Origin of the sequence: Streptomyces sp. NPDC001985 (genome assembly GCF_040296845.1) — a bacterium.
GTDB lineage: Bacteria > Actinomycetota > Actinomycetes > Streptomycetales > Streptomycetaceae > Streptomyces.
Window position 1 is genome coordinate 1 of sequence record NZ_JBEOYB010000028.1, and the last position, 26,342, is coordinate 26,342.

Genomic DNA, 26,342 nt, shown 5'->3' on the forward strand with positions numbered 1-26,342 from the left:
CCGATGTGCAGCTCGTAGAGGACCGCGCCGCGCAGGGTCCGCCCGGGCCAGTCGTGGCGCCAGACGAAGGAGTCCGGGACCCGGCCCGTCCGGCCGGGCGTCTCGGGCATCACCTCGCCCGCCTTGGGCGCGGGCCGGCTCGTACCGGGCACCCAGGCCGCGCCGTTCCAGTACCGGACGTAGCCGGGGATGGAGGGGTCCGGGTAGTAGCCGGGCAGAGGACTGTCGTCGCCGCCGGCCGGGGTTGGGGCGCTCATACCGTGGTCCCGTATCTCCTCAAGAGCCTCAGTTCAAGGCTCCACAAATATCAGACGCTTGTGGGCACCTGGGCCCGTCCAGCTGTAACGACCACTATCCGGGGAGGTTCCGCGCATGCACCCGGCGCGGGGAAGCCCGTCCCCGGGAAGCGGGGGACCGGCCCCCGTGCCACAGGCCCCCGAAGCCCCGAGCGCCTCGAACACCGGTGAGGCCGGATTCGGTCGGGCCGCGTCGCTGAGCGAGGTGCGGGTGCCGGGCGTCGCCGGGCGGAGGACCGGGCCACCGGGGGCATGGGTGAGGGACGGCCGCGCGGCGGGGTGCGGTGCCGGCGCGCGCGGGCCCGGTCCGCTCCGCTCCGCACGGAAGGTCCCGGGGCCCGCCGGAGCAGCTACCCAGGGCGACCGACGATTACGGAAAGTTTTTCGGGAAAGCCGCGTCATAGCTGAGCACGAGCCCGCTCTCACCTTGCAAGGGCCCGCGAATGGCCCGGTCCGTACAGCGAAAGAGAGCCCTCATGCACTCCGTGGTCGAACGCGAACTCGAACTGAATCTGGTCCTGTCGCCCGAGCGCAGCATCCCGGTGCCCGCGCGGCTGACCTACCGCACCGCCGACCCGTACGCCGTGCACATCACCTTCCACATCGGCTCCGAGCACCCCGTCACCTGGACCTTCGCCCGGGAGCTGCTCGTGGAGGGGGTGTTCCGGCCGTGCGGGCACGGCGATGTGCGGATCTGGCCCACCAAGGTGGACGGGCGGAGCGTGGTGCTGATGGCGCTCAGCTCGCCCGACGGGGACGCGCTTCTGGAGGTGTCGGCGGCGGTGGTGTCGGCCTGGCTGGAGCGGACGCTGCGGGTGGTGCCGCCGGGCACCGAGGGCGGGCGGCTCGACCTCGACCACGAACTGGCCGATCTGCTCTCGCCCCGGCGGGCCAACCGGCTCTGGGCCGGCGGACGCTTCCCCGCGCACGGCGAGAAGGCCCCCCGGCCCGTCGACGAATCACCGGACGGTGACGGCGCCTAGTCCGTGACGTAGGTATGCGTGAGGAACTCCAGCGAGTGGCCGTCCGGGTCGTCGATGTAGACGCCCCGGCCCCCGTGGTGATGGTTGATCACCTGGGGCTCGTTGTGCATCGGGTCCGCCCAGTAGGGCAGTCCCCGGTCCTCGATACGGCCCAGGATGACGTCGAACTCCTCCTCCGGGACCAGAAAGGCCAGGTGCTGGGCGACTATCGAGCCCTCCGTCGTCAGATAGTCCAGCGTCACCCCGCCCTCCAGCGGGACCATCATGAACGGTCCGAACTCCTTCGGCTCGTCCCCTCCGATGAGCTCGCTGAGAAAGCGGGCCCCCGCGAGGCGGTCGCTGCTCTGCACAATGGTGTGGTCGAGTCGTGCCGGCATGGCTTCTCCTTCGAGGATCTCCACTGCTGCGGTGATCTCACGGTAGGCGGAGGGGCCGTGCCGGACCATCGGGCATTCGCCTTAGGACCGGGGTCCGGCGCCGGGCCGGTCCCCGGGACCAGCGAAATCAAGCTGGTTGGCGATAAATCACCCTGCGGACGGCCCGGTTGGGGGCTCAGAAGAGCTTGCCCGGGTTCAGAATCCCCAGCGGATCGAAGGTCCGCTTGACGCCCCGCTGCAACTCCAGTCCCACCGGGCCCAGCTCCCTCGCCAGCCACTCCTTCTTCAGCACCCCGACACCGTGCTCACCGGTGATCGTTCCGCCCAGTTCGAGCCCGAGCGCCATGATCTCGTCGAAGGACTCGCGCGCCCGGCGCGACTCGTCCGGGTCCTGGTGGTCGAAACAGACCACCGGATGGGTGTTCCCGTCGCCCGCGTGCGCGCAGACGCCGATCGTCAGACCGTGGCGCGCGGCGATGGCCTCCGTACCCTCGATCATCGCGCCCAGCCGGGAGCGCGGCACGCACACATCGTCGATCATCGTCGCCGACTTGATCGTCTCCAGCGCGGGGAGTGCCGACCGGCGGGCCTGGAGCAGCAGTTCGGACTCGGCGGGCGTGTCCGCCGGTACGACCTCGGTGGCGCCCGCCGCCCGGCACAGCTCGCCGACCGCCGCCAGATCGGCCGCCGGGTCCGGGGTGTCGAACGCGGCGAGCAGCAGCGCCCCGGTCGACTCGGGCAGTCCCATCCGGGTCATCGCGTTGACCGCGCGGACCGTCGTACGGTCCATCAGCTCCAGCAGCGACGGGGTGTGACCGCTCTCCATGATCGCGCAGACCGCCTCGCAGGCCGCGGCGGGCGAGGCGAACTCCGCGCCGAGCACCAACCGCGCGGGCGGCTTCGGGCGCAGTCCCAGGACCGCCTTGACCACGATGCCGAGCGTGCCCTCGGAGCCGACGAACAGCCGGGTCAGGTCGTAGCCCGCGACCCCCTTCGCGGTGCGGCGGCCGGTGGACAGCAGCCGGCCGTCGGCGAGGACGACCTCCAGGCCGAGGACGTACTCCGCCGTCACCCCGTACTTCACACAGCACAGGCCGCCCGACGCGGTGCCGATGTTCCCGCCGATGGTGCACGTCTCCCAGCTCGACGGGTCCGGCGGGTAGTGGAGGCCCACCTCGCCGACCGCGCGCGCGAGCACGGCGTTGACCACCCCGGGCTCGACCACGGCGATCCGGTCCACCGGGCTGATCTCCAGAATCCGGTCCATCCGGGTCAGCGACAGCACGATGCAGCCGTCGGAGGCGTTGGCCGCGCCGGAGAGTCCCGTGCGAGCGCCCTGCGGGACGACGGGGACGCGCAGCTCCGTCGCCGTGCGCATGACCTCCTGGACCTGTTCGACCGTACGCGGCAGCACCACGGCAGCGGGGGCGCCCGCGGCGCAGAAGCTCGCCATGTCCCGTCCGTACGAGACCATCACGTCCGGATCGGTGATCAGGGCTTCGGCCGGCAGGGCGGCACGCAGCCGCGCGAGGAGATCGTCCATGATCCCAGCGTCGCACCCGGGGCCATCGGTGTGAACCCGTCCGCGTTCCGCTCCGTGCCGCGGGGCGCGTTCTTCGGATGAGCTGCCCGCTGACGCACAGTGAGCGGTATGCGCAGTGAACATATGAAGAACGCCGCTGTCGGGACGCTCGTCGCCGCGACGCTGGTCGCCGGGGTGCTGGCGCTCGCGCCCCCCGACCCCGGGGCCTCGGGGGCCCGCCCGGCGCCCGGGCCCGCCGCGCGGGCGCGGACGGCGGCGGTGGCGGGCGCTCCGGCGGCGCTGCCGGAGCTGAACGCGCTGATCGCGGAGCGCGAGCGGTGGCTGCGCGCCAACCCCGGCGACGAGGAGTCCTGGGCCGTTCTGGGGACGGCGTACGCGGAGCGCGGGGCGCGGTTCGCCGACTGGGCCTCGCTCCCCCGGGCGGAGGGCGCGCTGCGGCGCTCGCTGGAGGTGCTCCCCGCGGACCGGGGCAACACCGAGGCGCTGCTCGGCCTCGCCGCCCTCGCCGCCGCCCGCCAGGACTGGACCACCGCCCGCGACCACGCCCTGCGGGCGCAGCAGCAGCGGCCCCGGCGGTGGACGGTGCACCGGGCGCTGGTCGAGGCGTACGGCGGGCTCGGCGACTACAACGCGGTCGGTACGTCCCTGGAGAAGCTGACGGCCCTGTACTCGGGGGCGCAGGCGCGGGGGCTCGCCGCGCAGGTCTACCGCGACCGGGGGTGGCGCGAGGACGCGGCGGCCAACGCGCACGACGCGGTCTCCGGCGCGGCCACGGTCACCGAGCGGGCCGCCGCCCTGTGCCGCCTCGGGGACTTCGCCTGGGAGCGCGGCGATCCGGAGGAGGCGCTCCGGAGCTACGGCCTGGCGCTCGAACTGGACCCGGGCGAACACCGCGCACGGGCCGCCCGGGCCCGGGCACTGGCGGCACTCGGCCGCACGGAGGACGCCTTCCGCGACTACCGGGCGGCGCTGGAGGGGCTGCCGCTGCCCGAGATCGCGCTGGAGGCGGGCGAGCTGTACGAGTCGCTCGGGCTCACCGGGGAGGCCGGGGAGCTGTACGGGCGGGCCCTGGCGGAGGCGGAGCGCGCGGCGGCGAGCGGGGTCAACCAGGAGCTGCTGCTCGGCCGGTACGAGGCGGACCACGGGGACCCGGAGGAGGCGGTGCGGCGGCTGACGGCGGAGTGGGAGCGCGGGCGGCACAGCATGGAGACGGCGGACGCGCTGGGGTGGGCGCTGTTCCGGGCGGGCCGGGGGAAGGCGGCGCTGCCGTACGCGAAGCGGGCGACGAAGGAGGGGCCGAGGATTCCGCTCTTCTCCTACCACCGGGGAGAGATCGAACGGGCGCTCGCCCTGTACGGCCCGGCGCGCCGCAGCATCGGCCAGGCGCTCCGGATCAACCCCCACTTCTCACCCCGCCTGGCACCGGAGGCCCGAAGCGCCCTGACCAGACTGGGCGACCCACCGGCAGGGGGGCCGCCGATGGGAGGTGGGGGGCGGAAGGTGAGAGGGGGCGCACCCGGCCCCGCCGGCGATTGAGGCACACCCACCCAGCCCAGCCGACGCTGGAGGCACACCCACCCAGCCCCGCCGACGCTGGAGGCACACCCACCCAGCCCCGCCGGCGCTGGAGACGCACCACCCCAGCCCCGCCGACGCTGGAGGCACACCCACCCAGCCCCGCCGCCGCTGGAAACGCACCCACCCAGCCCCGTCGGCGATTGAGGCACACCCACCCAGCCCCGCCGCCGCTGGAAACGCACCCACCCAGCCCCGTCGGCGATTGAGGCGCGGGGGTTCGGGGGCTGGCCCCCGACCGAGGCCCGCACCGTGCGGGTCACCTGTCGCACAGGGGCCGTCCTCAAACTCCCCCAGAGCTGCCTCCGGCAGGTACCCCCAGACAGGCCGGGTGGTCCAGCCCCACCGGCGATGGAGGCGCGTGCGGGGCGGGACGTCAGGTCTGGGCCGTCGCGTAGACGATCAGGTTGTCGAGGGGGTGCCCCTCGGCGTCGACAGCGCCATCGCACGTGATGAGGCGGAGGTCGCGGGTGTTCGGCTGCGCATAGACCCGCTCCGTCGGAAACGCCTTCTTCGCGACCGTCTCCGTCCGCGTCACCGTAAACCTCGCCGTCTCCCCCGCCGCGTTCCGCACCGCGATCTCCGCCCCCTTGCCGACCTTCCTCAGGTCGTGGAAGACCGCCTTCCCGAAACGGGTGTTGTTGTGACCGATGATCACGGACGCCCCCCGCTCCCCGGGGACGGGCGCCCCGGTGTACCAGCCGGCCGTCATGCCCTTCTCCGGGGGCGGGACCTCGACCGTGCCGTCCTTGTTGAGGCCGAGGGACATCAGCGTGCTCCGCACACCGATGGAGGGGATGGAGACCTGGACGGGAGGCGCGGGCCGCGCGGGAGCCGGCGCGGAGGAAGAAGCGGAGGCAGAAGCGGGGGCGGAGGCGGGGGCCCGGGTGCTCGGGGCGGTGTCCCCGGCCGCGCCGGTCTCCGAGGCGCCGGAGGAGCAGGCCGTCACGGCGGTGAGGGCGACGAGGACGAGCGCGAGGGCCCCGACGGGGCGCTGGGTGGTCATCAGGACTCCAGGAGGCGGACGGGGCCGCAGTGGCACCGCGCGCGCGGTGCCACTGCGGGAGGGTGGTGGACCGGCGTCAGCCGAGGGTGGCGCGGCGGCGGACGACGAAGGTCCCCGCGCCCGCCACCAGCGCGAAGGCGACCGCCGTTCCGGCGAGCGCCGCGGTCCCGTTCCCGCTCCCGTTCGTGCTCGTGCTCGTGCTCGCGGCGGTCTGCTCACCGGCGGCGACTCCCCCGCGCGGGGCGACGACAACCGGGGCGGCCTTGTCGCCCTTGTCGGCCTTGCCGGGCTTGACCGCCATGGGCGCGGCCGCGGGCTTCCGCTCCTTCGCCACCACGGGCTTGTCGCCGGCGGCGACCCCGCCGACCGGGACACGGACCATCGGGCCGGACGGCTTGCCCTTCTGGTCGCCGAGTTCCCTGACCGGGAACTCGGCGGGGTTCTCGGCGGGCCGCGCGGTGGACTTGTCGACCGGCTTCTCGACGGCGGGCACGGCCGTGGGCGACGAGTCGGCGAACGCCGCACCCGCCGGGAGGAGCGCCGCTCCGACGGCCGCGGTGGCGACGGCGAGGGCGCGCAGGGAGAGACGACGAGTCTTCAAGGTGGCTCCATTCGGAAAACCGGCTGGGACGTGGTGGTGCCGGGACCGCGTCGCGATCACGGACCGGCCCGTACGCCAGGCTGGCCTGAAGTTGTGAAGAACCTGTCAGATCGTTGTGGTGGGCGTATCAGCCCCGTCGCCCGCCCCCCGCCGCGCGCCCTCCTCCGGCGGACCGGCCACCGGCAGCCGGAGCGTGAACACCGCCCCGTGGCCCGCCCTGCTCTCCACGTCCACCGAACCCCCGTGCCCCTCCACCAGCTTGCGGACGATCGCCAGACCGAGCCCGCTCCCGCCGGTCCGACGGTTGCGGGACTTCTCGGCCCGCCAGAAGCGGTCGAAGACATAGGGCAGATCGTCCGCCGCGATCCCCTCCCCGGTGTCGGCGACGGCCACCGCGAGCCGGCCCTCGCCGCAGCGGTGCGCCCGCAGGGTGACCGACCCGCCGGGCGGAGTGTGCCGTACCGCGTTGGAGACCAGGTTCCCCACCGCCTGCCGCAGCCGGACCGGGTCCGCGCGCAGCACCGGCAGGTCCTCGTCCGCGACGGTGCGCAGGGTGACGCCCGCGGTGTCGGCGCGGCCCTGGTGGGCGGCGGCGACCTGGCAGACCAGTTCGGCGATCCCGACCGGTTCGGGGTGCAGCCGCAGGGCGCCCGCGTCGGCCTCCGCCAGGTCCTGGAGGTCGTCGATGATGTGCTGGAGCTGCACCGCCTCCTCCAGCAGCGAGGAGACAAAGGCCTCGTCGGGCTCGGCGATGCCGTCCTGCGCGCCCTCCAGCCAGCCGCGGATATTGCTCAGCGGGGTGCGCAGCTCATGCGCCACATCGCTGACCATCGCCCGTCGCTGGGCCTCCATCCGGGCACGGTGCGCGGTCATGTCGTTGAAGGCGGCGGCCAGCCTTCCGATCTCGTTGTCGGTGGTGACCGGTACGGGCTCGGAGCGCTCCCCGTCCTTCATCCGCTGGGCGGCGCCGGTGAGGGCGCGCAGCGGCCGGACGAGCCGGGAGGCGGCCAGCAGGGTCGCGCCGAAGGTCAGCGCGAGGACGAGGGCGGCGACGCCGACGATCCGGGCGGTGTTCTCCGGGGAGAGGTCGAAACCGGGGACGGTGGGCCCGTCGGAGTCGCCGATGAAGAGCAGCGCGGGCGGGGAGACATGGGAGGTGAGCTGCTCGCGGCGGGCGGTCTCGACGCAGGAGGCGATGTCCCGGTCGGCGGCGCTGTCGCCGGGCTTCGAGCGGGGCAGCACCAGCATGCCGTCGGAGGGCGGCGGGGCCGGGAGCGGGCGCACGGCGCTGCCGCCGCCGTCCACGACGGGCTCCGGCATCTTCTCCGGTGCCGGGGGCCCGCCCTTCCAGGAGAGGTCCAGGTTCAGCCGTACCCCCTTCCGTCCCTTCAGCTTCAGACAGTCGTCGGAGAGCTTGTTGAGCGCGGTGAGGGCCCTGGCCTCGGTACGGGTGGGCTCGGCGAGGGTGTTCTCGCCGCAGCGGGTGCCGGCGGGGACATCGCCGCCGTTGTGGCCGACGATCCGGATGTGCGGCCGGCCGCTCGGGGTCTCGACGATGTCGGCGGCCAGCGCGTAGTCGCGCAGACAGGCCACGGTCCCCCGGGCGGTCTTCCGCAGGGTGGCGCGCTCGGCGGCGGGGAGCCGGAAGGGGCCCACGGCGCGCGGGTCGATCCGGTCGGCGGGGTCGGCGCCGTTCGGTACGGCGGCGGGGGCGAGGGCGGTGTGCGGGTTGAGCGGGTCGACCACGGCGGACGCCTGCGCGGGCAGCGCGGGGGCGGGCGCCCCGGAACCGGAACCGGAACCGGAACCGGAACTTGAGCCTGAGCCTGAGCCGGAGCCGCTCCCGGCGCCCTGGCCCGCGGAGTCCGCGATGGTCCTGCGGTCCCGGGTGGTGAGCGCTATCCGGCGGTCGTACTTCCGGGCCAGGTCGCGCACGGTCTTCTGGACGCCGTCCCAGCGTGCGCTGGTGGCCGCGTGGCCGCGCAGGGCGTCGTAGATCCGGGCGCCGTCGGTGAGGTTCTGGCCCTGTTCCTGGCGGATGGCGCCGGTGGTGGTCTGGACGGCGAGCCAGGCGGTGGCGGCGACCGAGCAGGCGGCGACCAGCGCGGAGACGGCGAGCAGCCGGCCCAGGAGGCTTCTGCGCAGCGGCAGCCGCCGGGGGCTCCCCCGGCCGCGCTCCTGCCCGGGCCCACGACGGGACCGGCGACGGGGCTCACGACGGGGCCCGCCAGGGGGGCCGGGCTCACGGCCGGGCATGGCGCGGCTGCCTCTCGGGTGCCGCCAGCTTGTAGCCCACGCCGAAGACCGTGAGCAGCCGCTCCGGACGCCGGGGCGCGGGCTCGATCTTCTTGCGCAGATTCATGATGTGGACGTCCACGGTCCGGTCGCCTATGTAGCGGGCGAAGCCGTGCAGCTCCTCCAGGAGCTGCTGCCGGGTGAAGACCCGGCCCGGTTCGGCCACCATCGCGGCGAGGATGCGGAACTCCCCCGGGGTGCAGTCGATCCGGACGCCGTCGACGGTGACCTCGTGCCGCTGCGGGTCCACGACGAGGGAGCCGACCGCGAGCACCGGCTCCCCCGGCGGCTCCTCCGGCCCGGGGGCCGCCCTGCGGGCGCGCCGGAGCAGGGTGCGGACCCGGGCCATCAGCTCACGGGGGCTGTAGGGCTTGGTCATGTAGTCGTCGGCGCCCAGGTCGAGCCCGAGCAGCAGATCGTCCTCGGTGGTGCGGGCGGTGAGCATCAGCACCGGGAGTTCGTACGCCTCGGCGCGCAGGATGCGCAGCACGTCCAGGCCGTCGACCTTGGGCATCATCACATCGAGGACGAGCAGATCGGGTGGGCGGTGCCGGACGGCCTCGATGGCGGAGCGGCCGTCGCGCACGAGCGTGACGGCGTGGCCCTCCCGTTCGAGATAGCGGCGGACCAGCTCGGCCTGCTTCTCGTCGTCCTCGGCGATCATCACTTGTGCGCACACGAGCCGCATCGTAGGCGGAGGGCGGTGGCGGGCCGTGCGCCGGGCAGGGGCGGGGGCTGCCCGGCGGGGGCGTCCAGGGTGCGTCAGAGGTTGCCGCGCTTCTCCTGCTCGCGCTCGATCGCCTCGAAGAGGGCCTTGAAGTTGCCCTTGCCGAAGCCCATCGAGCCATGGCGTTCGATCATCTCGAAGAAGACCGTCGGCCGGTCCTGCACCGGCTTGGTGAAGATCTGGAGCAGATAGCCGTCCTCGTCGCGGTCGACGAGGATCTTCAGCTCGCGCAGCGTCTCGACCGGGACCCGGGTCTCGCCGGCCCACTCGCCGAGGGTGTCGTAGTACGAGTCCGGGGTGTCCAGGAAGGTCACACCGGCGGCGCGCATGGCGCGCACGGTCGAGACGATGTCGTTGGTCGCGAGGGCGATGTGCTGGACCCCGGCGCCGCCGTAGAACTCCAGATACTCGTCGATCTGGGACTTCTTCTTCGCGATGGCGGGCTCGTTGATCGGGAACTTGACCTTGAGGGTGCCGTCGGCGACGACCTTCGACATCAGGGCGGAGTACTCGGTGGCGATGTCGTCGCCCACGAACTCCTTCATGTTGGTGAAGCCCATGACGTTGTTGTAGAAGGCCACCCACTCGTTCATCCGGCCGAGTTCGACATTGCCGACGCAGTGGTCGATGGCCTGGAAGGTCCGCTTGGCGGGCGGCGCGACCATGGGCTCGGCGGCGGTGAACCCGGGGAGGTAGGGGCCGTCGTAGCCGGAGCGGTCGACCAGGGTGTGCCGGGTCTTCCCGTAGGTGGCGATGGCGGCGAGCACCACCGTGCCGTGCTCGTCCTTGAGTTCGTACGGCTCGGTGACGCCGCGCGCTCCGTGCGCGGTGGCATAGGCGTACGCGGCACGGGCGTCGGGGACCTCGATCGCGAGGTCGATCACCCCGTCGCCGTGTTCGGCGACATGGCCGGCGAGGAAGTGGCCCCAGTCGGTGGACTGTTTGATGACCGAGGTGAGGACGAAGCGGGCGGCACCGCTCTCCAGTACGTAACTCGCGGTCTCCCGGCTGCCGTTCTCCGGTCCGGAGTAGGCGACGAGTTTCATGCCGAAGGCCGTGGAGTAGTAGTGCGCGGCCTGGCGGGCATTGCCGACGGCGAAGACGACCGCGTCCATTCCCTTCACCGGGAAGGGGTCGGCCTCGCGCGCGGTGGTCAGGTGGTGATCCATGGTCTCAGTCATAGCCGCAGCGTGCGCTCGATCCACAAGGTGCGCAACAGTTCGTCATTTCACTGAGCAATCCGCACAACCCTGCCCCACCATGGTGATGCTTTCTGTACAGGATGACCACTCGGGAGAGCTGATGGCGATCGATCATCTGGACGGCCGCTTGATCGTGCTGCTGGCGCGCGAGCCCCGGATCGGGGTGCTGGAGGCGTCCCGGCGGCTCGGGGTGGCGCGGGGGACGGTGCAGGCGCGCCTCGACCGGCTCCGGGCGCACGGGGTGATCAGGGGCTTCGGCCCCGATGTCGATCCGGCGGCGCTCGGCTATCCGGTCACGGCCTTCGCGACCCTGGAGATCAAGCAGGGGCAGGGGGCGGATGTGCGGGCGCATCTGGCGAACGTCCCCGAGGTGCTGGAGCTGCACACGACGACCGGGCACGGGGACATGCTCTGCCGGCTGGTGGCCCGCTCCAACGCGGATCTCCAGCGGGTGATCGACCGGGTGGTGGGCTTCGAGGGGATCATGCGGGCCTCGACGGCGATCGTGATGGAGAACCCGGTGCGGCTGCGGATCATCCCGCTGGTGGAGCAGGCGGCGGCGGACGAGTAGCCCCCGGCGGGGGCCGGGTCAGCAGGAGGGGACCCGGGCTCCCTCGTCCAGGGCGCGGAGGGACTCCACCGCGCCCTTCAGGGTGGCCACGGGGATCAGCCGGAGCCCGTCATCGGCCCCGGCCCGCGCGGACTCGCACTCCCCTTTCGGCACCAGGAAGACCGTGGCGCCGTCGCGCTTGGCGGCCTGGGTCTTCAGCGCCACGCCGGCGACCGGGCCGACCGTGCCGTCGGCGCTGATCGTTCCCGTACCGGCGATGTTCCGGCCGCCGGTGAGATCGCCGCCGGAGCCGTTGCCGTCGAGCTTGTCGACGATGCCGAGGGAGAAGAGCAGCCCGGCGCTGGGTCCGCCCACATCGGCCAGCCGGAGGGTGACCTTCACCTTCTTCGGGTCCTCACCGAGGTACGAGAGCGCCGCCCGGGTCGCCTCGTGCTGGGACTCCGCCATGTCCGCGAGATTGCGCTCGGAGACCTCCTGGCTGGACTTGCCGGAGGGGTAGACGGAGTCGCGGGGCAGGACGGAGCGGTCCGTGCGCTGCCAGCTGTCGGCGACCCGGGCGAGATCGACCTCGGTGTCCGGGCCGGTGGCGAGGATCGTGGTCATCCGCAGCGCGCCCTGGGTCGGGCGGACGGGCGCGCCGGTGATGGAGATGACCGGGGCGCCCTTGTGCTCGCCGAGGACATCCGCGGTGTCCCCGGGCCCGGCGATGACGTACGGGAGGGGGGCGAGGGCGGCGACGGCGAGGAGGGCGGCGATGGGGAGGGCGCTGAGGGTGAGGGCGAGGGCGCGGGTGCGCGGAAGACGGAAGGCCACGCCCCCAATCTATCGGGCCGCCCCCGCCCCCGTGCCCCGCGGCCGGGGTGCCCGGGGGTGCCCCGGGGCCGGGAGCGCCTGGGGCCGGGGGGTGCCCGGGGCCCGGGGGTGCCCGAGCCACCCGCCGCGCGCGGCCCCTCGTCGGGGGCCCGCCCCCGAACCCCCGCGCCTCAAACGCCGGCGGGGCTCAGATGGCCCGGCTGTCCGACACGGCGGGGATCACTCAGACCACCGGGAAAGCGGGGTGGGTACGCCTCAAACAACGCCAAGGAGGCCGAGACGGCCCGGGGCGCCGACGAGGGCGGGGATCACTCAGGCCACCGGGAAGACCGGGTGGGTACGCCCCGAACACCGTGGAGGCCGAGACGGCCCGGGGCCCCGACGGGCGGGAATCTCAGCCCGTCCGGCGATTGAGGACGGACCCCGGGGCACACGGGCCCGCACGGGACGGAGGACGGCCCCGGGGTCAGCGGAGGGCGTCGGCGACCTCGCGGGCCGCGTCCATCACACGGCGCCCGACCCGCTCGGGAACAGCGTCCGCGAGCATCACCACCCCCACACTCCCCTCTATCCCCGTCACCCCCACCAGCGCCGCCGCAGCCCCGCTCGCCCCCGCCTCCAGCTCCCCGTGGGTCAGGGTGTACCCGGGCTCGTCCGCGTCCCGCTGCCGGGCGGCCAGAATCGCCCGGCCCGCCGCCCCCCGGTCGAGGGGGTGCCGGAAGCCCGCCCGGTACGCCACGTGATAGTCGGTCCAGGTCGGCTCGACCACGGCGACCGCCAGCGCCTCCGCCCCGTCCACCAGGGTGAGATGCGCGGTCGCCCCGATGTCCTCGGCGAGCGCCCGCAGCGCGGGCATCGCCGCCTCCCGCACCAGCGGGTGCACCTGGCGGCCCAGCCGCAGCACCCCGAGCCCCACGCGGGCACGCCCGCCGAGGTCGCGGCGGACGAGGGCGTGCTGCTCCAGGGTGGCGAGCAGCCGGTAGACGACAGTCCGGTTGACACCGAGCTTGTTGGACAACTCGGTGACGGTCAGCCCGTGATCGGTGTCGGCGAGCAGTTTGAGGACGCGCAGTCCTCGGTCGAGCGTCTGGGATGTCTCCGCGGTCACGACGCCCTCTCCTTCGGAGTGTGTGACGGCGGACTCTCATGGCGTTGTGTCGCGGCACCGGTCCCGTTGGCGCCGCGCCCCAGAGGCCCGCCGGCAGGCCAAGGCACACCGACTGGGCTCCGCGGCGGCGCTGCCACGGGGCGCTTGCATTGCCCGGGACAGTATCGACCCGGTCCGCTCAGCGGAAGACCTCGTCCAGAATCCGGGCGTCAGCACGTGATGGACCGGCTCCGGCGCCACTCCCCCGGGCCTTCCCCGGGCCTCCCCTGAGCCTTCCCGGCAGCCGGACTCACCGCATCCGGGTGGCCCACTCCTGCACCTTCTTGATGCGCTCCCGGATCTGCCCGGCGGTCGCCTCCGCGCTCGGCGGCCCGCCGCAGACCCGCCGCAGCTCGGTGTGGACGACGCCGTGCGGCTTGCCGCTCTGATGGACATAGGCGCCCACCATGGTGTTCAACTGCTTGCGCAGTTCCAGGAGTTCCTTGTGCGAGATGACGGGCCTGCGCTCGGCGGGCAGCTCCAGCAGATCGGCCTCGGAGTCGGGCTTCTTGCGGCTGTGGGCGATCTGCCGCGCCTGCCGCTTCTGGAGAAGCATCTGCACCTGGTCGGGTTCGAGGAGCCCGGGGATGCCGAGGTAGTCCTGCTCCTCCTCGCTGCCGGGGTGCGCCTGCATGCCGAACTCGGCGCCGTTGTACATGACCCGGTCGAAGACGGCGTCCGACTCCAGGGCCTCGAAGGGCAGGGTGTCCTGCTCGCCCGTGTCCTCGTCCTGCTCGCGGTTGGCCTCGTCCATCTCCTTCTCGGACTCGGCGTACGGGTCCTCGTCGTCGCCGTCCTTCTTCGGCCGGTCGAGGACGTGGTCGCGCTCGACCTCCATCTCGTTGGCGAAGCCGAGGAGCATGGGGATGGTGGGCAGAAAGACGGACGCGGTCTCACCGCGCCGGCGCGAGCGGACGAAACGGCCGACGGCCTGGGCGAAGAAGAGCGGGGTGGAGATGGTGGTGGCGTAGACGCCGACGGCGAGGCGGGGGACGTCGACGCCCTCGGACACCATCCGGACGGCGACCATCCAGCGGTCGCCGCTCTCGCTGAACTCGTCGATGCGCTTGGAGGCGCCGGTGTCGTCGGAGAGGACGACAGTGGCTTTCACCCCGGTGATCTCGCGGATGAGTTTGGCGTACGAGCGGGCCGCGTCCTGGTCGGCGGCGATGACCAGCCCACCGGCGTCCGGGATGGACTTGCGGACCTCGCTCAGCCGCTGGTCGGCGGCGCGCAGCACATTGGGCATCCAGTCGCCGCGCGGGTCGAGCGCGGTGCGCCAGGCCTGGGAGACGGCGTCCTTGGTCATCGGCTCGCCGAGGCGGGCGGCGACCTCGTCGCCGGCCTTGGTGCGCCAGCGCATGTTGCCGCTGTAGCTGAGGAAGATCACGGGCCGGACGACTCCGTCGCCCAGGGCGTTGCCGTATCCGTAGGTGTAGTCGGCGGCGGACCGGCGGATGCCGTCGTTGCCCTCCTCGTACGTGACGAAGGGGATCGGGTTGGTGTCCGAGCGGAAGGGGGTGCCGGTGAGCGCGAGCCGGCGGGTGGCCGGGTCGAAGGCTTCGAGGCAGGCCTCGCCCCAGGACTTGGAGTCGCCGGCGTGGTGGATCTCGTCGAGGATGACGAGGGTCTTGCGCTGCTCGCAGCGGTTGCGGTGGAGCATGGGGCGTACGCCGACACCGGCGTAGGTGATGGCGACGCCGTGGTACTCCTTGCTGAGCGGCCCGGCGCTGTAGTCGGGGTCGAGCTTGATCCCGACCCGCGCGGCCGCCGCGGCCCACTGCTTCTTCAGATGCTCGGTCGGGGCGACGACGGTCACCTGCTGGACGACATGGTGGTGCAGCAGCCAGGAGGCGAGGGTGAGCGCGAAGGTGGTCTTGCCGGCGCCGGGGGTGGCGACGGCGAGGAAGTCGCGGGGCTGCTCCTGGAGGTATCTGTCCATGGCGCCCTGCTGCCAGGCGCGCAGCTTGCCGGCGGTGCCCCAGGGGGCGCGGCCGGGGAAGGCGGGGGACAGGTGGTGGGAGTGGGAGGCGGTAGTAGTCACGGTCTCCGGTTCGGCGCTGGTCCAGTCACGACGGGTATGACAACCGGGCCACCCTACCGGGGTGCCGGCCCCGGCCGAGGCGCGCGGGGCGACCGGTGAGACCCGCTTCACACACCCCACCCGGGTCACCCCCCGAAGCCCGAGCACCCCAGCCCGTCCGGCAAACCCAGCCCGTCCGGCGCTTGAGGACGGACCCTGTGCCACAGGTGCCCGCATCCTGCGGGCCCGGGTCGGGGGCCAGCCCCCGAACCCCCGCGCCTCAGACGCCGGCGAGGCTGGATTTCGTGCCTCAGCTCACCGGAGCGGTGAAGGTGGCCCGACCCAAACGCCGGCGAGGCTGGATTTCGTGCCTCAGCTCGCCGGAGCGGTGAAGGTGGCCCGGCCCAAACGCCGGCGGGGCTGGATTTCGTGCCTCAGCTCGCCGGAGGGGTGGGGATGGTGCGGCCCAATCGCCGAAGCGGCTGGAGTGGTGCTGCTCGAACACAGGAGAGGCCGAGGCGGAGCGGCCTCAAGCGCGGAGAGGCCGGGTGGTGCCACTCGAACTCCCCCGGGGCTGCATCCGGGGGGGCGCCCACAGCGAGGCCGGGCGCCCGAACACACCAGAGAAGCAGAGGCGGCGCGGCTCAGGCGCCAGTGGTGGGGCAGGGCGCGGTGGGGACCCGGGGGCGGGCAGGGGCCCGGGGCTCGGGTGCGTCCGGGGGCGGGCTACGCGGGGTCGGGGCGTACGCGGAGGCGCGTCGCCACCCAGGCCCCCGCCAGCGCCACCACCGCCATCGGAAGGAACACCACCGCGAAGGCCACCGGCTGCGACTCCCCCGCCGCCGTGACGGCATGCCCCGCCACCGACCCCCCGCCGAGCGCGGCGAACGCCGCCCCTCCCGCAGCGAGCAGCATCACATTGGAGAGGCCGTCCGAGATCTGGAGGGAGGCCGAGTTCGCCCCGGCCTCCTCAGGCGCGGAGAGCTTCAGCAGCAGCACACTGGTCGAAGCGATCACCATGCCCATGCCGAAACAGCCAACCCCCCACGCGACCCCCACGATCCACACCGGCACCGACGGGATCAGCACGCTCGGCGCGGTGGCTATCGCGGCGGCCACCAGGATCATCCCGCCGACCATCAGCCGCTGCCGGTGCGGCTCCATGCGGGGCCGGGACTGGAGGAACGAACCGAGGGCCCAGGTCGCCCCACCGACCGCGAGCGAGAGCCCGGCCATCGTGGGCGACAGCCCCCGCTGGGTGACCAGCATCAGCGGTACGAAGGACTCGGCGGCGATGAAGGACCCGGCGGCGACACCGCGCAGCAGGACGACGGAGGGCAGCCCGCGTGCCGCGCGGTAGGTGCCCTTGGGCAGCAGCCCGAGCACGGCGGGCACCATCAGCGCCGCGCCGAGCGCGGCCGGGAGGAGGGAGATCCACTCCAGGTCCTGGGCCGCGTACTGGAGCAGCCCCACCCCCAGCGAGATACCGAGGGCGAGCCTGATCCTGCGGGCGTCGAAGGGCGGGCGGGGCGCGGCCTTGTCGGCGGGACCGGAGGCCGTCCGCCGTATCGCGGGCAGGGCGAGGGCGAGCGGGAAGACGACGAGGACGGGGATGCCGACGAAGACCCAGCGCCAGCCGAGCTGCTCGGTGACGGTCCCGGAGGCGAGCGGTCCGACGACCGAGGGGATCACCCAGCTCGCGGCGAAGGCGGCGAGGATGGCGGGCCGGAGCCGCTCCGGGTAGGCGCGGCCGATGACCACGTACAGCGCGACGATCACCAGCCCGCCGCCGAGCCCCTGCACGGCCCGTCCGAGGATGAAGAGCCACATGGTGCCGGCGGTCCCGGAGAGCAGCAGCCCGACCGCGAACGCCGAGATCCCGGCGGCGAGCGGCCGGAGCGGCCCGTCGCGGTCGGCCCACTGCCCGGAGAGGACCATGGCGAAGAGGCTGGTGGTGAAGTAGGAGGAGAAGGCGAAGGCGTACAGCCCGATCCCGTTCAGCTCCCGCGCGGCGACGGGCATCGCGGTGCCGACCGCGGTCGCCTCGAAGGCGATCAGCAGCACGACGGCGATGATCCCGATACTGAGCGCCCGGTGGGTCCGCCCGAGAATCCCGCTGGCCTGAGCCCGTTCCTCGCCGCGTGCGGCGTCGGGCTCGGCGGTGTTCACAGCTGTCGGCGGCGTGACCTCGGCGTCACGGGGTTCCAGGGCGGTCATGGCCCAAGAGTAAGGGGCATGGCCGAATGTGAACCCTGTCGCAGGTCGCTACCGGAGGTGGTCCCTTGGTCGTACGTCTGTGAACGCCGTGTGGCAGTCGTATTGCGGGATGCGGAGATCGCTTGAGCCCACCGCCCGCGGCGGCCTACGGTCGGATCAGTTCCAGCACACGGCCGTGTGCCCGAGTGGTTGAGGGACTCGCCTGCAAAGCGAGTTAGGTCGGTTCGATTCCGATCACGGCCTCTCATCGACACCCGTACCGGGGCCTCCGACCGGAGGTCCCGGGGGCACCCCCGGAAAGACACAGCAGGCGCGGCTCTCCCGCGCCCGCCCCGCCCCGCTCAGACGCGGGCCCCTCCCAGGTCCCCCAGAATCGCGTCCACCGTCTCCTGAGGCGTCTGGTCGCTCGTGTCCAGCCAGAGGCCCAGGCGCGGGGTGTCGCGGCGGAGGGCCGTGTCCAGGGCCTCGACCGTCCAGGGCGGGCCGTAGCCCGTTTTGGGGCGGGCGGACTCGCGGGCCGTGACCGCGGCGGGGGTGGGGGCCAGAACCACCACGTACAGGGGCCGGGTGTGGATGAGGGTGAGACAGGCGGGGAGGTCGGCGCCGATCACGATGTCCTGCACCACCGCCGTCCAGCCGGACTCCGCGTAGGTGTCGGCCGTGCGGGCGGAGAGGCGGTGGCGGAGGCGGAGTTGGGCGAGGGCCTCGGCCTCGTCGGGTGAGCCCATCTCGACCCGGCCGGAGACCGTCATACGGCGGAAGACATCACCCCGGACATGCGCCGCCCTGGGGAGCCGCTCCGCCAGTGCCTGGGCGACCGTGGACTTGCCGGAGGCCATGATCCCGGTGATGAGGACGACGGCCGAGTTCAACTGCTCGCTCATGATCCGACGCTATCCCCGGACCCCTCGGCCCCGCCATCCCTGCCCCAGACAGCTCAGGGCACTCAGGAACCACACGAGACACGGGGACACGGGGACACGGGGGCACGGGGATGGCACCACCGCGGCACACACCGGGGCGGGAGCACACACCGGCACAGGGCCGGATCGGGGTGTACGAGATCATTGGCGGCTCGCCCCGGACGGCCCCGGATCTCCCGCCCGCGCGGCGGCGACGGCGCCCGCACGGTCCCGCTCGCGACCCCTCCGGCGGCGCCGGCCCCGGGCGGTTCGCCGCCGAGGCGGGCGGACGCGGCCCGGCACCTCTCCGGGCCCTGGCTCCTTCCCGTACGGGAGGCGGGGCCCGACCCCGCCCCCGCCCGTGGCGCGGGCGGCCGTGAGCAGCCCGGGGGCGGCGAACACGGCGATGGCCGCCGCCCGAGCCGACTCACCCTCACCCCCACCGGCCGGACCCCGGCGCCCCCCGGTTCCGGCGCGCCCGAACAGGCCCTGGGCCGCCGGGCGGGCCTCGTCCGATGTCTTCCCGCTCGGTGCGGTGCCGGTGTACACGGCGGGCGGGCGGGCCGCCCTCCAGGCGAGCGCGCACCGCCCTCGCCGACGGCCTCCCGAAGCCCTGGGTCGTCTCTTTCGGATCGTGCCGGGCTCGCGATCCACCGCACCGGACCCCGCTCACCGATCCGGCCCGATCCGAAAGAAACTCCCTAGCCGTGGGCGACGGCGGCCTGGGGGCGGATCGGAAGGCGGTTGACCGGGCGGCCGGTGGCGGCGCGGACGGCCGCCGCCACCGCCGCCGGGGAGGTGACCACGGGGGCCGCGCTCGCCGCCTTCGCGCCGAACGGCGCCACCACGTCCCGCTCCTCCACCAGCTTCACAATGCGGATGTCGGGCGCGTCGAGCGAGGTCGGCAGGGCGTATCCGGTGAGGTCGGGGTGGCGGATCACCCCCCGGGCCGAGCGCAGGTTCTCGGTGAGGGCCGTGCCGACCCCGAGGGTGATCCCCGCCTCGATCCGGCTGGCGAGCTGCGCCGGGTTGAGCACCCGGCCCACGTCCTGGGCGACCGCCATCTCGACCACCCGGACCGAGCCCAGCTCGATGTCCACATCGACCACCGCGCGCACCGCGCAGAAGGCCATGCCGACGAAGGCGTCGCCCTGGCCGGTCTCGTCGAGCGGCTCGGTGGGGTGCGGACGGCACTGGGCCGTGGCCCACAGCTCCTTGCCCTCCATCGCCTCCATCACCGTGGTGGAGAGGACGCCGTCGTACGAGGTGATCTTGCCGTCGGCGATCTGGAGCAGCTCGGTGGACATGCCGAACTGGTGGGCCAGCGGCTGGAGCAGTTGCGTACGGACCATCTTCGCGGCCCGTTCGACCGCGCCGCCCGAGACCCAGGTGTGCCGGCCGTGGGCGGCGGGGCCCGCGGGGGGCTGGTCGGTGTCGACGGCGGCGACATGGACCTCGTCGACGCCCAGGGTCTCCTGGACGATCTGGCGGGCGAGGGTGGTGAAGCCCTGGCCGGTCTCGACGGCCGCGCAGATGACGGTGGCGATACCGTCGTGGATCTTGACGGTGGCGGTGGAGACCTCGTCGGTGCCCTCGGCGCCGAGCATGTGCACCATGCCCAGGGCGTACCCCACGCCCCGGCGCACCGCGCCCGGCTCGCCCGCGCCCTCCGGGCCGCCGGGGAGGAGCCAGTCGTCCTCGGGCGTGTCCTTGGGCAGCGGCGGCAGCGGGAAGTCCCGTACGGCCTGGAGCAGTTCGGCGACCGGGGCCGGGCAGGTCACGGTCTGGCCGGTGGGGAGGATGTCACCGGTCGCGAGCACATTGCGGAGCCGCAGCTCGGTGGGGTCGAGTCCGAGCTTGACGGAGAGCTTGTCCATCTGGGCCTCGTAGGCGGCGCACACCTGCATCGCGCCCTCGCCGCGCACATGGCCCGACGGGGGGTTGTTGGTGCGGACCGCCCAGCCCTCGATGAAGGCGTGCGGGACGACATAGGGGCCGCAGGCGAAGGCGACGGCCGCCGCGAGGGACTCGGAGGACGAGTCGGCGTAGGCGCCCGCGTCCAGCAGGAGTTGTGCCTCCACCTTCACCAGCCGGCCGTCCGCGTCGGCGTGGTGGCGGTAGCGCAGCAGCGTCGGGTGGCGGTGGGCGTGGCCGAGGAAGGACTCCTCGCGGGTGGCGGTCAGCTTGACCGGGCAGCCGGTGCGCAGCGCCAGCAGCCCCAGCGGGAGCTGGAAGCCGGGGTCCTCGCGGTCGCCGGTCGCACCGGGGACACCGGTGACCACGATCTTCACCCGGTCCGGCTCCAGGCCGAAGCAGTTGGCCGCGAGATCGCGGTCGGTGTGCGGGTCGGTGGAGGCGACGTACAGCTCGACCCCGCCGTCCGGGCGCGGTACGGCGAGACCGGCCTCGGCGCCGATCGGCGCGGGGTCCTGGCGGCCGATGCGGTAGAGGCCCTCGACGACGATCTCCCCGGCGATGTCCGGGTCGCCGTAGCGCAGCGGGATGTGCCGGATCAGATTGCCGTCGGGGTGCAGCGGCTCGGCGGCGAACGCCTTCTCCGGGTCGGTGACCGGCTCCAGCACCTCGTACTCGACGGCGATGGCGGCGGCGGCGAGCCGGGCGGTATCGGGGTGGTCGGCGGCGACGGCGGCGATGGCCTCGCCGTGGTGGCGCACCAGTTCGGAGGCGAAGACGGGCCGGTCGGCGATGCGTCGCCCGTACGAGGTGTCACCGGGGATGTCCTCATGGGTGACGACCGCGCGGACCCCGGGCATCTCCAGGGCCGCCGAGGTGTCGATGCCGGTGATCCGGGCGTGGGGGTGCGGCGAGCGCAGGATCGCCGCCCACAGCAGGCCCTCGGCCCAGAGGTCGGAGGCGTACGGGAAGGTGCCCTCGGTCTTCGCCCGGGCGTCGGCCGGGAGGAGCGAGGTCCCGAGGCCGTGGGCGGGCTGCTCCGGCCGGGGGAAGGGGGCCGCGTCGTTGGTCACGCCATGCCTCCGTCATGCGGGTGGGGCTGCACACTACCGGCGCCGGGGGGCGCCTGGTGCGGAATGCGGGCATCCGCCGCCGGGTGGGCGGCCTGCGCGGCTTCGCCCGCCTCCGCGGCGGCGGCGGCGGAGGCCTCCCGGCCCGCCACCACCTCCCGTACGGCGTCGAGGACTCCGCGGTAGCCCGAGCAGCGGCAGAGGTTGCCGCAGAGGGCCTGGCGGGTCTCCAGTTCGGTGGGGCGGTGGTTGCCCTCCAGCAGGTCATGGACGGTCATGGCCATGCCGGGGATGCAGAAGCCGCACTGGACGGCGCCGCAGGCGGCCAGGGCCCGCTGGACGTCGGAGGGTTCGCCGTCGGTGGCGAGCCCCTCGACCGTACGGACCTCGCAGCCGGCGGCGGTCGCCGCGGGCACCAGACAGGAGGCGACCAGCCGGCCGTCCACCTGGACGTTGCAGGCGCCGCACTCGCCCTGGGAGCAGCCGTCCTTGGCGCCGGCGAGGCCGAGGCGCTCGCGCAGGACGTAGAGCAGGGACTCGCCGATCCAGGCGTCGGTGACGGGGCGGTCGGTGCCGTTGACCCGCAGGACGTAGGAGGTGGGCGGGTGCTCCTGCGCGGCGGCGGCGAGGGCCGCGGCGGAATCGGGGACGGGAGGGGGCGCGGGGGCGGCCCCTTCCGGCTCCGTGGCCGGGGCGGCGGCGGGCGGCTCGCCGGTGCCGGGCGCGCCGGCCACGTCGGTGTCCGGCGCGGGAGCCGCGTCCGCGACCGGGTCCTCACGGGGTTCCGGGGCGCCGGGGCCGGGGGTGTCGGGCGCGAGTGCCCCGGGAGACCGCGGGGCCCCCTCGGCTCCTTCGGTCGCTTCGGCCCGTTCCGTTCCCGCGGCCTCGGGAGCCGGCGGCTCTCCGGCGGTCTCCTCGCCGGTCACCGGGGAGCCGTGGGCCCGGGGCGCACCTGTCCCGGGGGGGTCGGCGGCGAAGCCGTGGCCCCCGGCCGCCGGAGTGGCGGACGGCGGGACGGACCCGTCGGCCGGGGCCGGGCCGGCCTGGGCCTCGGGCTCGGCGCCGAAGGCGTGGTCCTCGGAGACCGCAGTGCCGGACGGCCCCGGGGCGGTCGCCGGGTCGGCCGGGGCGGCCTGGTCCGGTTCCCCGGCGGCGAGGAGCCCCGCCGGGTGGGGCTCCGGGAGGTCTTCGGGTGCCGGGGGGACGGCGGTCGGCGCACCGCTCCCGTGGTCGGCGGGGTGTTCCCCGGCCGGGGGGGCGGCGGGCCCGGCGGGGGCGTGGGTGCCGGTCGCGGTGGTGTCCGGGGCCGGTTCCCGTGCGTCCGGCGCCGCCGGGGCGGGGGCCTCGGGCGCGTGGGCGGCGGGCGCGTGGGCGGCGGGCGCGTGGGCCGTGGGCGCGGCGGCGGCCTGCTCCCGGGGCGGTTCGGTGTCCCGGGGGCCGGGCCCGCCGGGGGCGTGGGCGTCCGGCCCGGCGGCCCGGCCCTCCCCGGGTGCCGGGGGCGCGGGCGGGAACGCCCGGTCCTCGGGGCCGGTGGCCCAGGGCGCGGGAGCGCCGCCCGGGAGGGTGGAGGGGGGCTCGGCGGCCCAGGGCGCGGTGGCGCCGCCGGGCAGGGTCGCGGGCGCCGAGTTCCACTGGGAGTGGAGCATGGAGGCGGTGAACTCCCCCGTCTCCTCGGGGAGATCCCCGCGGGCGACGGGAATGGTCCACTGCCCGGTGACGTCCGCGCCCGGCGCGGAGTGCGGGGCGTCCTGGAACGCCCACTGCCCGGTGGCGTGCGGATCGGCGCCGGGATGCCCCTCGCCGTGGACCTCCGGGCCCCCGGGACCGCGCTGCCCGGGGTCGGCGGCGTACGGCGCGGGGTGGCCGCCCGGCTCCGGCCAGACCTGGTGACCGTGGTCCTCGGCGGCCTGGTGGGACCGGTGGTCCTGCCAGGCCTCCGGGACCTGCGGGTCGGCCGCCGGGGTGAGCGGCAGGATCATCGGCGGCACATAGCCGTGCCCGGGGGCCTCCAGCGGGGAGGCGCCCGGCATGTCCTCCGGCGGGATGTGCACGAAGGCCGTGGCCTCGTAGTCGTACTCGCCGTGGGGCGTCGGCTGCCAGCCGCCGTGCTCGGCGGGGTGCCCCTGCCGCTGGGCGTGCTGGTGCGGGTGCGCCCCGCTGTCGCCGTGGGCGTTGTTGCCGCTGTTGCCGCTGTTGTCGCTGCTGTTGCTCATGACAGCGCCCTCCCCAGTGCACGTCGGGCCAGCGCGGCGACGGTGCGCCGCAGATGCAGTACGGCGGGCGGGTGGACGGCCTGCTCCTCGCCGTCGGCCGGCGGTGGCGGGTCGGGGATGCACGCGGTGGCGACGTACTCCCCGAAGGCGGTGAGCGCTTCGGCCGCGAGCCCGCGCCGGCCGTCCCAGTCGATGAGCGAGGCGATCCAGCGCTCGGCGTCCATGGGCCGCAGCGGCATGGGCGCGATGGCGCCCACCGCGCAGCGCACCCCGCGCCGCACGGGGTCGAGGACGACGGCGACGGACGCGGTGGCGCGGCCGGGTCCGGTGCGTCCTGTCGCCTTCAGGAAGACCTGGGGGGCGTGCAGCAGCGGTACCCGCACATAGCCGATGAGTTCGGCCGGCGCGAGCAGCTCGCGGCCCGTCAGCAGATGGGAGACGGGCAGTTCGCGGCGGACGCCGCCGGGGCCGGCGATGACCAGCTCCGCCTCCAGCGCGGCGAGCACGGGCAGGCTGTCGCCGGTCGGGGCGGCGGTGGCGATATTGCCGCCGAGGGTGCCCGCGTTGCGGATCTGCGGGGGTCCGGCGGCGCGCGCGGACGCCGCGAGCGCGGGCATGAGGGCGGCGAAGTCGGGACGGCCCATCCGGGCGTGGGTGAGCCCGGCGCCGAGGAGGGCGTGGCCGTCCTGGTAGCGCCAGCCGCGGATCTCGCTGATCCGGCCGAGGCCCACCAGTCCGGCGGGCCTGAGCTGGCCCCGGTTGACGGCCGCCATGAGGTCCGTTCCCCCGGCGACCGGCACGGCCGCGGGCATGGCGGTCAGCGCCGCGACGGCCTCGTCGAGTGTGGTCGGCAGCGTCACCGACCGCGTTGTCTGCGGTGCGTGTGTGGTCACCCAGCTGCCCCTTCCCGGTGTCCGGCGTTCCCGCCCGTGTTGCCGTACCGTACGTGCTCACAGGCCGGACGTGGCAACTCTGGCACATCTTCCGGGCCGACCGGCGAGAGGGTCCGCGAAGGACGCATCCGCGAGGGATGCGCCCTTCCGACAGCGGCGTCCACTTTTGTCATATCTTCGGCACCACATACGGATTGCCGGTCTTCAACGCTGTTGTACGACTTGTTCCTCATGGCCGTTCAACGGTCCCAGAGTCCGGGGCGGCGGACACCGGGGTTGGCGCCGACTCACACGTTCGGGGGCGTCCCCTCGCGCGGGAACCCGGTCACCCCGGGGCGCTTCTGCCACGGCAACGGGCCGCCGGGCGGCCGGTAGTCGACACCGAGGGCGTCGAGCCGCCGGTAGTGGCTGCCCATCCGCCGCTCGAACGCCGCGTAGTCGCGCTCCTCGGGGGCGGGCAGCTCGGACCAGGCGACCTCGGCGAAGGCGGCGAGACGCGGGAAGACCTGGTAGTCGATGCGGGCGCGCTCCTGCATCACCTCGGTCCAGACATTGGCCTGGGTGCCGATGATGTGCGCGCGGGCCTCGGGGCCGAGGCTCGGCGGCACCGGCTCGAACCGGTAGACGTCCTCCAGGGTGCGGACCCAGCCGATCGGCATCGGCTCGTCGGGGCCGCCGTCCTGACGGAAGTCCAGATACACCTGCTGCTCGGGGCACATCACGACGTCGTGGCCCGCCTCGGCCGCCGCGATCCCGCCGGCGTAGCCGCGCCAGGAGGAGACGGTGGCGCCGGGCGCGATGCCGCCCTCCAGGATCTCGTCCCAGCCGATGAGCCGGCGGCCCCGGGCGGTCAGCCAGCTGTCGAAGTGGCGGATCAGCCAGGCCTGGAGGCCGTCCTCGTCCCCGACGCCCAGCTCGGCGATGCGGGCCTGGGCGGTGGCGGACGCCTTCCACTGGTCCTTGGGGCACTCGTCGCCGCCGATGTGGATGAAGGGCGAGATATCGGCGGGGAAGAGTTCCAGAATCTCCTCCAGGACGCCCTCGTAGAACCGCAGGGTGTTCTCGGTGGGCGCGAGGACATTGGGATTGATGCCCCAGGTGTCCCAGGGGGAGAGGGCTGAGGTGTCGATGACATCGGTGTTGCCGAGTTCCGGGTAGGCGGCGATCGCCGCCTGCGAGTGGCCCGGCACATCGATCTCGGGGACGACGGTGATATGCCGCTCGGCCGCGTAGGCGACGATTTCCCGGATGTCGTCCTGGGTGTAGTAGCCGCCGTAGGGCCGCTCGTCCCAGAGTTCGGAGAACCGGTGGCCCCATTTCGTGCGCGAGCGCCAGGCGCCGACCTCGGTCAGCCGGGGGTGGCGCTTGATCTCGACGCGCCAGCCCTGGTCGTCGGTGAGGTGGAAGTGGAAGACATTGAGTTTATGGGCGGCCAGCAGATCGAGATAGCGCAGGATGTCGGTCTTGTGGGTGAAGTGGCGCGCCACGTCGAGCATCATTCCGCGCCAGGAGAAACGGGGCCGGTCCTCGATGATCTGGGGGGCGACGCTGTGCAGCGCCTCGGGGTCCACGGCCGCCCGGCGGAAGGCCGCGGGGCCCAGCAGCTGACGCAGGGTCTGCGCGCCCCAGAACACCCCGGCGGCGCTGCCGCCGCGGATCTCGACGCCCCGGTTCTGCACGACCTGGAGCCGGTAGGCCTCGGCCTCCAGGCTGGGGTCGACGAGGAGGGTGAGGGAGTTCTCCGCGTTCTCGGTCTCCCCCGGCGGCAGTGGCAGCCCGAGCGCGGGTCCCACCACCGAGCGCAGCCACCGCTCGGTGGTGCCCGTGCCCGGTCCCGCGAACAGGGTGGTGCGGGCGTCGGGGGTGAAGCTGCCGCCGGCGGTGACTTCGGCGGCGCGGGGAGCCGGAATCAGATCCACGGGAATGTTCTCAAGCGTCATGACGTCCATCCTTGATCGCTTTCTGTGCCTGTGG

At 74.0% G+C, this 26,342-nt stretch carries 20 protein-coding genes and 1 tRNA gene; 4 read left to right on the forward strand and 17 right to left on the reverse strand.

Going from position 1 to position 26,342, the window contains the following annotated elements:
- Positions 1-257 (reverse strand): DUF2510 domain-containing protein (locus tag ABT122_RS14875; protein ID WP_351550779.1); only part of this gene is annotated, 257 nt, incomplete at its 3' end.
- Positions 258-772: 515 nt separating this feature from the next.
- On the opposite strand from ABT122_RS14875, the gene ABT122_RS14880 reads away from it, so the two are divergent.
- A complete protein-coding gene (locus ABT122_RS14880) occupies positions 773-1,279 on the forward strand; it encodes an SsgA family sporulation/cell division regulator (protein WP_351550782.1) in 507 nt (168 codons plus the stop codon).
- Here ABT122_RS14880 and ABT122_RS14885 read toward each other — a convergent pair.
- Positions 1,276-1,656, reverse strand: a complete 381-nt coding sequence (locus ABT122_RS14885; protein ID WP_351550785.1) for a VOC family protein — start codon at positions 1,654-1,656, stop codon at positions 1,276-1,278. The two genes, ABT122_RS14880 and ABT122_RS14885, sit on opposite strands and share 4 nt — an antisense overlap.
- Positions 1,657-1,831: 175 nt before the next feature.
- Positions 1,832-3,199 (reverse strand): FAD-binding oxidoreductase, encoded by a 1,368-nt coding sequence (locus ABT122_RS14890; protein ID WP_351550788.1) that lies wholly within the window; start codon positions 3,197-3,199, stop codon positions 1,832-1,834.
- A gap of 108 nt (positions 3,200-3,307) precedes the next feature.
- Between ABT122_RS14890 and ABT122_RS14895 the strand changes: the two genes are divergently transcribed.
- Complete coding sequence (locus ABT122_RS14895) at positions 3,308-4,735, forward strand: tetratricopeptide repeat protein (protein ID WP_351550791.1); 1,428 nt, start codon at positions 3,308-3,310, stop codon at positions 4,733-4,735.
- Positions 4,736-5,150: 415 nt separating this feature from the next.
- On the opposite strand, the gene ABT122_RS14900 is transcribed toward ABT122_RS14895, so the two are convergent.
- The 5 genes from ABT122_RS14900 to hppD all read right to left on the reverse strand — a co-directional run bounded on the left by ABT122_RS14900 (position 5,151) and on the right by hppD (position 10,572).
- Positions 5,151-5,780, reverse strand: coding sequence for a class F sortase (locus ABT122_RS14900; protein ID WP_351550794.1), 630 nt, complete (start codon positions 5,778-5,780; stop codon positions 5,151-5,153).
- A gap of 76 nt (positions 5,781-5,856) precedes the next feature.
- Positions 5,857-6,381 (reverse strand): hypothetical protein, encoded by a 525-nt coding sequence (locus ABT122_RS14905; RefSeq protein WP_351550797.1) that lies wholly within the window; start codon positions 6,379-6,381, stop codon positions 5,857-5,859.
- A gap of 105 nt (positions 6,382-6,486) precedes the next feature.
- Complete coding sequence (locus ABT122_RS14910) at positions 6,487-8,637, reverse strand: sensor histidine kinase (protein ID WP_351550800.1); 2,151 nt, start codon at positions 8,635-8,637, stop codon at positions 6,487-6,489.
- Positions 8,624-9,355, reverse strand: coding sequence for a response regulator transcription factor (locus tag ABT122_RS14915; protein WP_351550803.1), 732 nt, complete (start codon positions 9,353-9,355; stop codon positions 8,624-8,626). Before ABT122_RS14915 ends, ABT122_RS14910 begins: the two co-directional genes overlap by 14 nt.
- 83 nt (positions 9,356-9,438) lie before the next feature.
- Complete coding sequence (gene hppD / locus ABT122_RS14920) at positions 9,439-10,572, reverse strand: 4-hydroxyphenylpyruvate dioxygenase (RefSeq protein ID WP_451068891.1); 1,134 nt, start codon at positions 10,570-10,572, stop codon at positions 9,439-9,441.
- 133 nt (positions 10,573-10,705) lie between these two features.
- On the opposite strand from hppD, the gene ABT122_RS14925 reads away from it, so the two are divergent.
- The gene (locus ABT122_RS14925; RefSeq protein WP_351550951.1) at positions 10,706-11,176 is read left to right on the forward strand and encodes an Lrp/AsnC family transcriptional regulator; all 471 of its coding nucleotides are present in this window, start codon (positions 10,706-10,708) and stop codon (positions 11,174-11,176) included.
- An 18-nt stretch (positions 11,177-11,194) separates the two neighbouring features.
- Here the strand turns inward: ABT122_RS14925 and ABT122_RS14930 are convergent, their stop codons facing one another.
- The 4 genes from ABT122_RS14930 to ABT122_RS14945 all read right to left on the reverse strand — a co-directional run bounded on the left by ABT122_RS14930 (position 11,195) and on the right by ABT122_RS14945 (position 17,376).
- Positions 11,195-11,989 (reverse strand): hypothetical protein, encoded by a 795-nt coding sequence (locus tag ABT122_RS14930; protein ID WP_351550809.1) that lies wholly within the window; start codon positions 11,987-11,989, stop codon positions 11,195-11,197.
- 466 nt (positions 11,990-12,455) lie between these two features.
- Positions 12,456-13,097 (reverse strand): IclR family transcriptional regulator, encoded by a 642-nt coding sequence (locus tag ABT122_RS14935; RefSeq protein WP_351550812.1) that lies wholly within the window; start codon positions 13,095-13,097, stop codon positions 12,456-12,458.
- A gap of 289 nt (positions 13,098-13,386) precedes the next feature.
- The gene (locus ABT122_RS14940; RefSeq protein ID WP_351550815.1) at positions 13,387-15,180 is read right to left on the reverse strand and encodes a DEAD/DEAH box helicase; all 1,794 of its coding nucleotides are present in this window, start codon (positions 15,178-15,180) and stop codon (positions 13,387-13,389) included.
- A 705-nt stretch (positions 15,181-15,885) separates the two neighbouring features.
- Entirely contained in the window at positions 15,886-17,376 is a 1,491-nt protein-coding gene (locus ABT122_RS14945; protein ID WP_351550818.1) for an MFS transporter, read from the reverse strand.
- A gap of 171 nt (positions 17,377-17,547) precedes the next feature.
- Here ABT122_RS14945 and ABT122_RS14950 point away from each other — a divergent pair.
- Positions 17,548-17,619 (forward strand) — tRNA-Cys (locus ABT122_RS14950).
- A gap of 98 nt (positions 17,620-17,717) precedes the next feature.
- On the opposite strand, the gene ABT122_RS14955 is transcribed toward ABT122_RS14950, so the two are convergent.
- The 5 genes from ABT122_RS14955 to ABT122_RS14975 all read right to left on the reverse strand — a co-directional run bounded on the left by ABT122_RS14955 (position 17,718) and on the right by ABT122_RS14975 (position 26,308).
- A complete protein-coding gene (locus ABT122_RS14955; RefSeq protein ID WP_351550821.1) occupies positions 17,718-18,260 on the reverse strand; it encodes an AAA family ATPase in 543 nt (180 codons plus the stop codon).
- A 719-nt stretch (positions 18,261-18,979) separates the two neighbouring features.
- Complete coding sequence (locus ABT122_RS14960) at positions 18,980-21,265, reverse strand: xanthine dehydrogenase family protein molybdopterin-binding subunit (protein ID WP_351550823.1); 2,286 nt, start codon at positions 21,263-21,265, stop codon at positions 18,980-18,982.
- On the reverse strand, positions 21,262-23,475 hold the full coding sequence (locus tag ABT122_RS14965; RefSeq protein ID WP_351550826.1) for a 2Fe-2S iron-sulfur cluster-binding protein: 2,214 nt from the start codon (positions 23,473-23,475) through the stop codon (positions 21,262-21,264). The genes ABT122_RS14960 and ABT122_RS14965 overlap by 4 nt, the downstream gene beginning before the upstream one ends.
- Complete coding sequence (locus tag ABT122_RS14970; RefSeq protein WP_351550829.1) at positions 23,472-24,368, reverse strand: FAD binding domain-containing protein; 897 nt, start codon at positions 24,366-24,368, stop codon at positions 23,472-23,474. Before ABT122_RS14970 ends, ABT122_RS14965 begins: the two co-directional genes overlap by 4 nt.
- A gap of 287 nt (positions 24,369-24,655) precedes the next feature.
- On the reverse strand, positions 24,656-26,308 hold the full coding sequence (locus tag ABT122_RS14975) for a beta-N-acetylhexosaminidase (RefSeq protein ID WP_351550832.1): 1,653 nt from the start codon (positions 26,306-26,308) through the stop codon (positions 24,656-24,658).
- Between the last annotated feature and the right edge of the window lie 34 nt (positions 26,309-26,342).

Bases quoted from the DNA above. Each gene is read 5' to 3' on its own strand.
- ABT122_RS14880 (WP_351550782.1), top strand. From the start codon at position 773: ATGCACTCCGTGGTCGAACGCGAACTCGAACTGAATCTGGTCCTGTCG.
- ABT122_RS14885 (WP_351550785.1), bottom strand. From the start codon at position 1,656: ATGCCGGCACGACTCGACCACACCATTGTGCAGAGCAGCGACCGCCTC.
- ABT122_RS14890 (WP_351550788.1), bottom strand. From the start codon at position 3,199: ATGGACGATCTCCTCGCGCGGCTGCGTGCCGCCCTGCCGGCCGAAGCC.
- ABT122_RS14895 (WP_351550791.1), top strand. From the start codon at position 3,308: ATGCGCAGTGAACATATGAAGAACGCCGCTGTCGGGACGCTCGTCGCC.
- ABT122_RS14900 (WP_351550794.1), bottom strand. From the start codon at position 5,780: ATGACCACCCAGCGCCCCGTCGGGGCCCTCGCGCTCGTCCTCGTCGCC.
- ABT122_RS14910 (WP_351550800.1), bottom strand. From the start codon at position 8,637: ATGCCCGGCCGTGAGCCCGGCCCCCCTGGCGGGCCCCGTCGTGAGCCC.
- hppD (WP_451068891.1), bottom strand. From the start codon at position 10,572: ATGGATCACCACCTGACCACCGCGCGCGAGGCCGACCCCTTCCCGGTG.
- ABT122_RS14925 (WP_351550951.1), top strand. From the start codon at position 10,706: ATGGCGATCGATCATCTGGACGGCCGCTTGATCGTGCTGCTGGCGCGC.
- ABT122_RS14945 (WP_351550818.1), bottom strand. From the start codon at position 17,376: ATGACCGCCCTGGAACCCCGTGACGCCGAGGTCACGCCGCCGACAGCT.
- ABT122_RS14955 (WP_351550821.1), bottom strand. From the start codon at position 18,260: ATGAGCGAGCAGTTGAACTCGGCCGTCGTCCTCATCACCGGGATCATG.
- ABT122_RS14965 (WP_351550826.1), bottom strand. From the start codon at position 23,475: ATGAGCAACAGCAGCGACAACAGCGGCAACAGCGGCAACAACGCCCAC.
- ABT122_RS14975 (WP_351550832.1), bottom strand. From the start codon at position 26,308: ATGACGCTTGAGAACATTCCCGTGGATCTGATTCCGGCTCCCCGCGCC.